Below are 2924 nucleotides of genomic sequence, written 5' to 3'. Positions count from 1 at the left end.
TGGTGATGTAAGCTATCAACAAAAGCTTCAAAAAACTGGTATATCTGGTGCAAGCTTTTCAGGAGGAATACGCTATCGGTTTTAATACAAGGCTGTAAAAATAGCCTATTCATTCTATTTAATTTAACAAAAAAGGCAGCACATCGTGTTGCCTTTTTATCTCTCCTCTATTCTTCTCTACTAATACACATCGCCAACATTTCTCTTTGAGAAAATTAGTTAAAAAAACTCAAGACAATAAAATATCGCGCTTTCAACTAGTAAAAATTTCTCTTGAAAAAAAACTAAAAGTCGATTGAAAAATCAATGAACGCTATTTCATCGTAACCGTATTAAAGGAAAACATGAAAGCTATGGTATTAGCTTTGTTTATGATGTTGAAAGAGATCTCTATCAGGCTCAAGCATACAGTTTTTTGAAATTTTCTTGCCTACTTCTTTTCTTTAAGCATAAGCAACAAGTTTTATGCAAACATAACACATATCTTGAATAGAAAAACTTATAATACTTATATAATATTAACATAATATATTTACTTTAGCACGAAATGAGTTTAAAGTATAATTCATTATATATTAAATATATAATTTATTTTATACTTTACATAAAAATAAAAATCGCCTATTCACGTCCGATCTCTAATCTAAAATACCCATCCATTTGATATCCTTCTTATAAGCGGGGGAAGAGTGTGTGGCACTTATAATTTACTTATAATTTAGGAAACTCTTGATGTGTAAAAAGTCCCTTTTATCCTGCACGGCTGTCATAGCTGTCATGCTATTCAACACCCATTTCAATGTACATGCTGAAACTCTTGAAGTTTCCGGCGAGAAAAAAGAAGTATCTAACACAACGTATGAGATGATTAATGCGAAAGACAACGGGGAAATCACCGGCACACATTTAACTGTGGTTGGGAATAAAGACACAGATATTTATGCTGTAACAGCTGACGGTCTTGGCAGTACGATTACATTACTGCAAGACACAGCCATTAAAGGAACTGATTTTGACATTCGTCTTGGTCTTAATGCAAAAGATGGTGCTACAATCAAAATGACTGGAGGCATTATTACGGTTTCTGAAACTGGCGCTTTCTTCGAAAACAGTATGAATGATAAAAACAAGCTGGAAGGTGTAACAATATCAAGTGGTAAAGATGACCACTTCATGGACGAGGGAATAAATGCCGACAACAAAAGCAAAGTTACTTTAGAAAACGTAACGGTTACGCAAGCAAACACCAGTATATTTGCAAATGATCATTCTGAAATAACGATATTAGGAGGAGCATTTGATGGAGACCTCAAAGGAATATCCGCTACAGGAGGCAGCGCTATTACTTTAACTTATAGCGAATTAGCCGATAACCAAAAAAGCAGTGTTCAAGTTACATCATCCCATGGTGATGGACTTTATGCAAATGGTGAACAATCTACAATCACAATGACTGGTGGAGCAATAACTGGAAGAAGCACAGCATTGCTTGCAGAAAATGGCGGACATATCGACATCTCAGATGTTACTTTAAAAACAGACGGCACCGGAATCGGTGCAATAGCCAATGATGTTAACAGTAAAATTGAATTACACGGAAATACGGTAATTAATGATGCTGTAATTGGGCTTTATGCAGAAAACAGTGGCACAATCACAATGACAGGAGGAACCATTAAAGCTTTTGAAACTGGCGCATTCTTTAATGAAAGTAAGAGCAAAAAAAATAAGCTAGAAAATGTAACAATTACTTATGCAGACACCAACATAAATGATCAAGACAAGCTAGCAAATGTAAAAACATCGGACAATGAATTAGACCCTGGATGGGAAAGTGAATTAGAAAATGAATTGGGAAATGAAAAAGAAGAGTTTTTATACACCGGAATAACAGCCTTTTCTGGAAGTCAAGTCACTTTAGAAAATGTAACCATTACCCAAGCAGAAACCAGCATATCCGCAGAAGGTCATTCTCAAATAGCGATATTAGGAGGAGAATATAATGGAGAACACGCTGGGCTATACGTTACGGAAGGCAGCATCATTACTTTAGCCAATAGTCAAAAAGGCAGCGTTCAAGTTACATCATCTTATGGTGATGGACTCTATGCAGACGGTTTATTCTCCACAATCACAATGATGGGAGGAATAGTGACTGGGGGAAACAGAGCATTATTGGCAGTGAACGGTGGATATATTAGAGGCGAAAATGTTGTTTTAACAACAACAGATGGTAACGGAAACGGAGCAGCTTCCACAGATCCTTACAGCTTGATTGAATTGTATGGGAAAACAACGATTAATAATGCTTTTATCGGGCTTTATACAGAAAACAGAGGCGTCATCATGATGACGGAAGGAACTGTAACTGGAAAAAGCGCAGCATTATTTGCAAAGAGCGGCGGATATATTGATGTCACGGATGTGATACTAACAACAATGGATGGTAACGGATACGGTGCAGCTGCCACTGATCCTAACAGCTTAATTGTATTACATGGGAAGACAACGATTAATAATGCTGTAACTGGCCTTGGCGCGGAAAATAGTGGTACCATCACAATGACGGGAGGAACTGTAACTGGGACAAGCGCAGCATTGCTTGCAAAAAGTGGTGGACATATTAAGGTCGCAGATGTTGCTCTAACAACAATAGGCAACGGATACGGTGCAGCTACCACCGATCCTGATAGCTTAATTGAATTGCATGGCAAAACAACAATTAATAATGCTTTCATCGGGCTTAATGCAGAAAACAGTGGTACAATCACAATGACGGAAGGAACTGTAACCGCTGCAAACATGGCATTGCTTGCAAAAAGCGGTGGGCATATTAAGGTTACAGACGTTGCTCTAACAACAATAAATGGTAACTATGGCGCAGCTACCACCGATCCTGATAGCTTGATCGAATTGCATGGAAA

The 2924-nt window shown here is 37.5% G+C and carries 1 pseudogene; it reads left to right on the top strand.

What is annotated here, in order from left to right:
- Positions 1–732 precede the first annotated feature (732 nt).
- Positions 733–2924: pseudogene (locus ACFILZ_RS09465) on the top strand (hypothetical protein); the annotation flags it as partial.

This window comes from Bartonella sp. AP40SXNS, assembly GCF_042195825.1.
Classification (GTDB): domain Bacteria; phylum Pseudomonadota; class Alphaproteobacteria; order Rhizobiales; family Rhizobiaceae; genus Bartonella.
Note: the sequence above shows the minus strand (reverse complement) of the source record. Positions and strands in the feature narration are given on the sequence as shown.